Source organism: Streptomyces sp. NPDC005791 (assembly GCF_042871485.1).
Lineage (GTDB): Bacteria > Actinomycetota > Actinomycetes > Streptomycetales > Streptomycetaceae > Streptomyces.
On the sequence record NZ_JBIAIP010000011.1, the window covers coordinates 116,406 to 125,091 of the forward strand.

Annotated in this window: 6 protein-coding genes; all 6 read left to right on the forward strand. The window is 70.4% G+C overall.

The genetic code is table 11. The annotated features are described in order from the left end of the window. Positions 1 to 51: 51 nt before the first annotated feature. Complete coding sequence (gene mrdA / locus ACFYSH_RS22235) at positions 52 to 2,226, forward strand: penicillin-binding protein 2 (protein ID WP_388754628.1); 2,175 nt, start codon at positions 52 to 54, stop codon at positions 2,224 to 2,226. Next, on the forward strand, positions 2,226 to 3,419 hold the full coding sequence (gene rodA / locus ACFYSH_RS22240; RefSeq protein WP_388754631.1) for a rod shape-determining protein RodA: 1,194 nt from the start codon (positions 2,226 to 2,228) through the stop codon (positions 3,417 to 3,419). The genes mrdA and rodA overlap by 1 nt, the downstream gene beginning before the upstream one ends. Before the next feature lie 60 nt (positions 3,420 to 3,479). Further along, on the forward strand, positions 3,480 to 5,006 hold the full coding sequence (locus ACFYSH_RS22245) for a CHAD domain-containing protein (RefSeq protein ID WP_388754633.1): 1,527 nt from the start codon (positions 3,480 to 3,482) through the stop codon (positions 5,004 to 5,006). A 50-nt stretch (positions 5,007 to 5,056) separates the two neighbouring features. Beyond that, the gene (locus ACFYSH_RS22250; RefSeq protein ID WP_388754636.1) at positions 5,057 to 6,982 is read left to right on the forward strand and encodes a TIGR03960 family B12-binding radical SAM protein; all 1,926 of its coding nucleotides are present in this window, start codon (positions 5,057 to 5,059) and stop codon (positions 6,980 to 6,982) included. 463 nt (positions 6,983 to 7,445) lie between these two features. Continuing rightward, positions 7,446 to 8,225, forward strand: a complete 780-nt coding sequence (locus ACFYSH_RS22255) for a TIGR03936 family radical SAM-associated protein (RefSeq protein ID WP_359472147.1) — start codon at positions 7,446 to 7,448, stop codon at positions 8,223 to 8,225. Positions 8,226 to 8,454: 229 nt separating this feature from the next. After that, on the forward strand, positions 8,455 to 8,686 hold a 232-nt coding region (locus ACFYSH_RS22260; RefSeq protein ID WP_388754639.1), incomplete at its 3' end, for a hypothetical protein.

Genomic DNA, 8,686 nt, shown 5'->3' on the forward strand with positions numbered 1-8,686 from the left:
CGGGGGCGATCCCCGCACGCCCGGCCGACCCACCAGCACCGGGGGCACCCCGTGAGCAACATCCCGGAGACGGGCCGGACCCCGCGGGTCCAGATCCGTCTCGTCGTCATCCAGGTCCTCGTCTTCTCCCTGCTCCTGACGCTCGGCGGCCGGCTCTGGTACCTCCAGATCCGCAACGGGCAGGAGTACACCGACGAGGCCAAGAACAACCACGTCCAGCAGGTGGTGCAGCCCGCCGTCCGCGGCTCCATCCTCGACGCGCGCGGCGTGCCCCTCGCCGACAACGAGACCCGCCTCGTCGTCTCCGCGAGCCGCACCGAACTCATGAAGATGAAGGACGACGGGGAAGGCGTCCTCACGCGGCTGGCCGGCGTCCTCGACATGAAGCCCAAGGACGTCCAGGACAAGGTCCGCCTCTGCGACGCCAAGACCCCGCAGCCCTGCTGGAACGGCTCGCCCTACCAGCCGATCCCGGTCACCGACGAGGCCACCACCCAGCAGGCCCTGACGATCCGTGAGCGCGCCGAGGACTTCCCCGGCATCACGGCCGAACCCACCGCCGTACGCCGCTACGCCGCACCCGGCAAGGCCAACACCGCTCAGGTCCTCGGCTACCTCTCGCCCGTCACCGACGAAGAGGTCACCAAGGCACAGGACACCGACTCCCCCTACCTCCGCTCCGACCAGGTCGGCCGCTCCGGCCTGGAGCGCACCTACGACAAGGTGCTGCGCGGCAAGGCCGGCGTCACCCGCTACGAGGTCGACAACCTCGGCCGCGTCATCGGCGAGGCGCAGAACGACGAGGCCGAACCCGGTTCCAGCGTCGTCACCTCCATCGACGCCCGGGTCCAGGCCGTCGCCGAGTACGAGCTCGACAAGGCGATGAAGACGGCCCGCAAGGAGATGGACCGCAACACCAACGAGCTGTACAAGGCGGACTCCGGTGCCGTCGTCGTCATGGAGTCCAAGACCGGCCGCATCGTGTCCATGGCGTCCCTGCCGACGTACGACCCCAACGCGTGGATCGGCGGCATCTCCGCCAAGGACTACGCCAAGCTCACCGGCAAGAAGTCCAACTTCCCGCTGCTGAACCGTGCCATCCAGGGCACCGCCGCGCCCGGGTCGATCTTCAAGGTCATCTCCTCGACCGCCGCGGTCAACGCCGGATACGACTTCGACGGCAACTACCCGTGCCCGAGTTCGTACTCCATCGGCGGCCAGGTCTTCAAGAACTTCGAGTCCCAGGGCTACGGCAGCATCAACCTCGGGCGCGCCCTCGAGGTCTCCTGCGACACCGTCTACTACGGCCTGGCGCACAAGGAATGGGCGAAGGACGGCGGCAACAAGCCGAAGAAGAAGCCGGCCGACTGGTTCTACAGGACGGCCCACCAGTTCGGGCTCGGCAAGGAGACCGGCATCGACCTCCCCAACGAGGTCGCCGGCCGCGTTCCCGACCGCCAGTGGAAGCAGGACTTCTTCGACGCCAACAAGGCGTCCTGGTGCAAGCAGGGCAAGAAGGACGGCACGTACGTCGAGAAGATCGCGTACGAAGGCTGCCTCGAAGGCAACAAGATGCGCGCCGGTGACTCCGTCAACTACTCGATCGGCCAGGGCGACACACTCGTCACCCCGATCCAGATGGCGACCATCTACGCCGCGATCTCCAACGGCGGCACCCTGTACGACCCGACCGTCGGCAAGGCGGTCGTCAGCGGCGACGGCAGGACCGTCCAGGAGATCGCGCCCCAGGCCCACGGCAAGCTGCCCTTCACGGGAGACACGCGCGACAAGATAGACGAAGCCCTCGCGGGAGTCGCGACCCGGGGCAGCGCCGCCTGGCGCTTCGGCGGATGGCCCCAGGACAAGATCGCGATGCACGCCAAGACAGGCACCGCCGAGGTCCACGGCAAGCAGACGACCTCCTGGTTCGCCTCGTACACCAAGGACTACACGATCGTCATGACGATCTCCCAGGGCGGTACGGGCTCCGGCGCCTCCGGCCCCGCCGTGCGCAACATCTACAACGCGCTCTACGGGCTGGACGCCGAAGGCAAGCAGGACATCAAGAAGGCGCTGCTGCCGACCCCGCAGAAGACCCTGCCCAAGATCAAGCCCGACGGTCAGATCGAGTCACCCAGGATCAAGCCGTACACCCCCGCGCCCGTCGACGACGGCACCCAGGCGCTCGCCGGCGCCCTGCCCGCGACCGTCGGGAGGCGTGACTGATGGCAGGCTTCTCCGTCCCGCGCTACGGCCCCGAGAAACGCTCCGTCTGGACCAGACTCACCGCCCGCGACTCCGTCGTGCGGCGGCTGGACTGGCCCCTGCTCGGATCGGCTCTCGCGCTGTCCTTCGTCGGCTCGCTGCTGGTCTGGTCGGCGACCCGGGGCCGTGATTCCCTCACCCACGGCGACCCGTACTACTTCCTCGCCCGGCACGCGCTCAACACCGGCATCGGCCTCGTGCTGATGATCGGCACCATCTGGCTCGGACACCGCACCCTGCGGGGAGCGGTCCCGGTCCTGTACGGCCTCTCGGTCGTGCTCGTCCTCGCGGTGCTCACGCCGCTAGGCGCCACCGTCAACGGCGCCCACGCCTGGATCGTCCTCCCCGCGGGCTTCTCGCTCCAGCCCTCGGAATTCACCAAGATCACGATCATCCTGGGCATGGCGATGCTGCTCGCCGCCCGGGTCGACGCCGGTGACCAGGCACATCCCGACCACCGGACCGTCGCCAAGGCGCTCGGCCTGGCGATCGTCCCGATGGCGATCGTCATGCTGATGCCCGACCTCGGCTCCGTCATGGTCATGGTGGTCATCGTCCTCGGAGTGCTCCTCGCCTCCGGTGCCTCCAACCGCTGGATCTTCGGGCTCCTCGGTGCGGGCGCGGCCGGCGCGGTGGCCGTCTGGCAGCTCGGTGTGCTCGACGACTACCAGATCGCCCGCTTCGCGGCGTTCGCCAATCCGGCGCTCGACCCGGCCGGAGTCGGCTACAACACCAACCAGGCCCGCATCGCCATCGGTTCCGGCGGACTCACGGGAACGGGGCTCTTCAACGGATCACAGACGACCGGCCAGTTCGTCCCCGAACAGCAGACCGACTTCGTCTTCACCGTCGCGGGCGAGGAGCTCGGCTTCCTCGGAGCCGGACTGATCATCGTCCTGCTCGGCGTCGTCCTGTGGCGCGCCTGCCGTATCGCCCGCGAGACGACCGAGCTGTACGGGACGATCGTGGCCGCCGGCATCATCGCCTGGTTCGCCTTCCAGTCCTTCGAGAACATCGGCATGACCCTCGGGATCATGCCGGTGGCCGGACTCCCGCTGCCGTTCGTGTCCTACGGAGGCTCGTCGATGTTCGCCGTCTGGGTGGCGATCGGACTGCTCCAGTCGATCAAGGTGCAACGGCCGATGTCGGCCTGACCGGTCGGACCGCCCGGCTCCGCCCTGCATACCCGCGGACATCGCGGATAGATTCGTCATATGGCGGACTCCAAGCGTGAGGTCGAGCGAAAGTACGAAGCGACTCCCGAGACCCGGCTGCCGGACCTGACCCGTGTGGCCGGGGTCTCGGCAGTCGCCCACCACGGCCTGAGTGAACTCGATGCCGTCTACTACGACACCGAGGACTTCCGGCTGGCCGCGGCCGGCCTCACGCTGCGCCGCAGAACGGGCGGGGACGACGCCGGGTGGCACCTCAAGATCCCCGTCTCACCCGGCGTCCGCGACGAGATCCGGGCCCCGCTCAGCGACACCCTGCCGCCCGGTCTCGGCGAACTGTTCCGCTCCCGTGTGCGGCACACCCCGGTGGCCCCCGTCGTGCGGATCCTCTCGGCCCGGGACGTCCACCACCTCCTCGGCGAGGACGGCACCCTGCTCGCCGAGCTGAGCATCGACGAGGTCCTCGCGGAACGCCTCACCGAGAAGGGGCACGGCATCACCTCGGCGTGGACCGAGATGGAGGTCGAGCTGGCCGACGACGGCGACCCCGTCTTCCTCGACGCCGTCGAGCGCCGGCTGCGCAAGGCCGGTGTCCGGCCCTCCGACGCGCCGTCCAAGCTGGCCAGGGCCCTGGCCGACACCGCCCCGGGCAAGCGCCCGAAGATCCGGAAGACCGCTGCCCCGCGCACCGCCGGCGACCATGTGCTCGCCTACGTACGCCGCCAGGTCACGGCCCTCGTCGAGCTGGACCCGGCCGTACGCCGCGACCTGCCCGACAGCGTGCACCGCATGCGGGTCGCCACCCGCCGGCTCCGCAGCGCCTTCAGGACGTACCGCACGATCCTCGACCGGACCGTCACCGATCCGCTCCGCGACGAGCTGAAGTGGCTCGCCGCCGAGCTCGGGGTCGACCGCGACCAGGAAGTCCTCGACGCACGCCTCCGCGACCGCACCGCCGCCGTGCCCGGGCCCCTGCTCCTGGGCCCCGTGCGCGCCCGGCTGAAGCTCACCTCCGTGGCCGGGCGCACCGGTTCGCGGCGGCGGGTCACCTCCGTGCTCGACACGGAGCGCTATCTGGCTCTGCTCGACGCCCTGGACGCCTTCCTCGCCGACCCGCCCCTGCTCGCCGCCGCCGCACGGCCACCGCGTAAGGCACTGCCCCGCGCCGTGCTCAAGGACTACGAACGCCTGGCCACCCGCGTCGGGCACGCCCTGGAACAGCCGCCGGGCGCGGACCGCGACGTGGCCATGCACGAGGCGCGCAAGGCCGCCAAGCGCGTCCGCTACGCCGCCGAGGCCGCCAGGCTGGCCCTGGGGAAGCCCGCCAAGAAGTTCGCCCAGCGGATGAAGTCGGTGCAGTCGGTCCTCGGCGACCACCAGGACAGCGTCGTGGCCCGGGACGCCCTGCGCACCCTCGCCGTCCAGGCGCACGGCGCGGGGGAGTCCGCGTTCACCTGGGGCCTCCTGTACGGCAGGGAGGAAGCCGCGGCGGCCGCACGGGAGCGCGAGCTCCCCGAGACCTGGGCCCGGGCGTCCCGCCCCGGACTGCGCGCGGCGCTGAAGGGCTGAGCGCCGGGTTACGCTTGATGGTCACCCCTGCCAGCTACGAAGGTCCACAGATGTCTGCCGAGTCGGTCTTCCCGCAGCTCGAAGCTCTGCTCCCGCACGTGCAGAAGCCCATCCAGTACGTCGGCGGTGAGCTGAACTCCACCGTCAAACCGTGGGACGAATGCGACGTCCGCTGGGCACTCATGTACCCCGACGCCTATGAGGTCGGACTCCCCAACCAGGGCGTCATGATCCTCTACGAGGTGCTCAACGAGCGTGAGGGCGTCCTCGCCGAGCGCACGTACAGCGTGTGGCCGGACCTCGAGGAGCTGATGCGCGAGCACGAGGTGCCGCAGTTCACCGTGGACAGCCACCGCCCCGTCGGCGCCTTCGACGTGTTCGGTCTCAGCTTCTCCACCGAGCTCGGCTACACCAACATGTTCACGGCCCTGGACCTCGCGGGCATCCCGCTGGAGTCCAAGGACCGCACCGTCGACCACCCGATCGTGCTGGCCGGCGGCCACGCCGCGTTCAACCCGGAGCCGATCGCGGACTTCATCGACTGCGCGGTCATCGGCGACGGCGAGCAGGCCGTCCTGGAGATCACCGAGATCATCCGCGCCTGGAAGGCCGAGGGCCGGCCCGGCGGCCGTGAGGAGGTGCTGTTCCGCCTCGCGAGGACGGGCGGCGTCTACGTACCCGGCTTCTACGACGTCGAGTACCTCCCCGACGGCCGCATCGGCCGCGTCGTGCCCAACAAGTCCGGCGTGCCGTGGCGTGTGTCCAAGCACACCGTCATGGACCTCGACGAATGGCCGTACCCCAAGCAGCCGCTCGTCCCGCTCGCCGAGACCGTCCACGAGCGCATGTCCGTGGAGATCTTCCGCGGCTGCACCCGCGGCTGCCGTTTCTGCCAGGCCGGCATGATCACGCGCCCCGTGCGGGAGCGAAGCATCACCGGCATCGGCGAGATGGTGGAGAAGGGTCTCAAGGCCACCGGTTTCGAGGAGGTCGGCCTCCTGTCGCTCTCCTCCGCGGACCACACCGAGATCGGCGAGATCGCCAAGGGCCTCGCCGACCGGTACACCGACGACAAGATCGGCCTCTCGCTGCCCTCCACCCGCGTCGACGCGTTCAACGTGGACCTGGCCAACGAGCTGACCCGCAACGGCCGCAGGTCCGGTCTCACCTTCGCCCCCGAGGGCGGCTCCGAGCGCATGCGCAAGGTCATCAACAAGATGGTCTCGGAGGAGGACCTGATCCGCACGGTCGCCACCGCCTACGGCAACGGCTGGCGCCAGGTGAAGCTGTACTTCATGTGCGGCCTGCCCACCGAGACCGACGAGGACGTCCTCCAGATCGGTGACATGGCGGTCAACGTCATCGCCAAGGGCCGCGAGGTCTCCGGGCAGAACGACATCCGCTGCACCGTCTCCATCGGCGGCTTCGTGCCCAAGCCGCACACCCCCTTCCAATGGGCCCCGCAGCTCAGCGCCGAGGACACCGACGCCCGGCTGAAGAAGCTCCGGGACAAGATCCGCGACGACAAGAAGTACGGCCGCTCCATCGGCTTCCGCTACCACGACGGCAAGCCCGGCATCGTCGAGGGCCTGCTCTCCCGCGGTGACCGCCGGGTCGGCGCGGTCATCCGCGAGGTCTACGAGTCCGGTGGCCGTTTCGACGGGTGGCGCGAGCACTTCAGCTACGACCTCTGGATGAGCAGCGCGGAGAAGACGCTTCCCGCCTTCGGCGTCGACGTCGACTGGTACACCACCCGTGAGCGGACCTACGAGGAGGTCCTGCCCTGGGACCACCTGGACTCCGGTCTCGACAAGGACTGGCTCTGGGAGGACTGGCAGGACTCGCTCGACGAGACCGAGGTCGAGGACTGCCGCTGGACGCCGTGCTTCGACTGCGGCGTGTGCCCGCAGCTCGACCTGGACATCCAGATCGGCCCCACCGGCAAGAAACTCCTGCCGCTGACGGTCGTGAAGTAGACCCGCTCCGGGCGACAGCCCGGAGACGAAGCCCGGCCCGGGAGACTCCGGGCCGGGTTTTCGCGTTCCGTCCCGGCACGGACCTGGACGAGCGGCACCGCACGCCGGCGCCGAACGAGGGCGGGGAGGGCTCCGGCGTGGGTGTGCACGCGTGCCCTGGCTCCGGCGGCCCGGCCGGCGTGGCACCCGGTCGGTGCGCTGGTGGGAGTCCCGCAGGTCACGGACGTGCGGGAACGCGAAGGGTCCGCTGCGCGTACCCTGGGTAGGACAAAGACTGTCCCCAGCGCGGCGCCCGCGTCCGAGATCTCCCCGCTTGCCGGCCGAACCGTCGAGCGGGGGTGAGCCGGAGCGGCACCCCGGGGCACCCCGTACTTCGTGGGCGGCCGCCACCGCGGCCGCCCCGCACCGAGGAGAAGAACCACTGGGCAAGCGACAGCCCGAAGGCCCGCCGCCCGCACCGGCGGTGCAGCGCATCCGACTGCGCTACACCAAGCGGGGCCGCCTCCGGTTCACCAGTCACAGAGACTTCCAGCGTGCCTTCGAGCGGGCCCTGCGCCGCTCCCAGGTACCCATGGCCTACTCGGCCGGCTTCACCCCGCACCCGAAGGTGTCGTACGCCAACGCCGCCCCCACGGGCACGGGCAGCGAGGCCGAGTTCCTGGAGATCGCCCTCACCGAGGCGCGGGATCCGGAAACCCTGCGCACCTTGCTCGACGCGTCGATGCCTGAGGGCCTCGACGTCATCGACGCGGTGGAGGCCCGCACCTCCGGCCTCGCCGACCGGCTGACCGCCTCCGTATGGGAGATGCGGCTGGACGGGGTCGCCGTGGAGGACGCGGAGAAGGCGGTGGCCGCCTTCCTGGCCGCCGAGACCGTCGAGGTCCAGCGTCGCGCCAAGAACGGCATGCGGACCTTCGACGCCCGCGCGGCCGTGGCCGGCCTGGAGGCCCTTGATCCACAGTCTGATAGGTCCGGGGACAGGCCCTGTGCGATACTGCGGCTGGTAGTGCGGCACGTGACACCTGCCGTGCGACCCGACGACGTCCTGTCCGGTCTCCGAGCTGTGGCCGACCTGAAGCCGCCGGTCCCCGCAGCGGTGACCAGGCTGGCGCAGGGGCTCTTCGACGAGGAGTCCGGCACGGTGACCGACCCGCTCGCGCCCGACCGCGAGGCAGCCCCGGCCGTATCCACGGCCGAACCGGCCGCCGCCGCGACGGTGCCGGAAGGTGCAGGTTCCGCGTAAGGCGGTCGTCGTAGCGCAGCCCTCGGACTCGGGAGCCACCTGGGTCGGGCCGCGCACCGCCCCATAAGACTTTCGCCAGGCCGTGCGCAGTGCGTACGGAACCGGCGAGCCAGACATCAGCTCCCGTGCGGCGCCCGCGCCCCGGACGGCGGTATCGCGTACATCACGCGCATCGCGTCGGACCGGAATCAGGCGTGGCGCCCGGGAGCGCGACGGGAGAACCGCCCGCATGCACGAGCCGAACGAATCCGGAAACCCCGGAACCGCCAAGAACACCGAAGACAACAACGCCCCCGGGGACAAGCTGCCCCCGCGCCGCCGACGCCGTGCGGCATCCCGCCCGGCAGGACCGCCCGGCGCCCCGGCTGCGACCGCCCCGGCCGAGGACGTCACGCCGGCCGCCCCGGCCGCCGCGGAAGAAGCGGTCGAGCCCGCCGTCGAGGCCGCGCCGCCGGTGCGTG

Excerpts from the sequence above, each read along its gene's own strand:
- rodA (WP_388754631.1), top strand. The coding sequence starts at position 2,226 with ATGGCAGGCTTCTCCGTCCCGCGCTACGGCCCCGAGAAACGCTCCGTC.
- ACFYSH_RS22245 (WP_388754633.1), top strand. The coding sequence starts at position 3,480 with ATGGCGGACTCCAAGCGTGAGGTCGAGCGAAAGTACGAAGCGACTCCC.
- ACFYSH_RS22250 (WP_388754636.1), top strand. The coding sequence starts at position 5,057 with ATGTCTGCCGAGTCGGTCTTCCCGCAGCTCGAAGCTCTGCTCCCGCAC.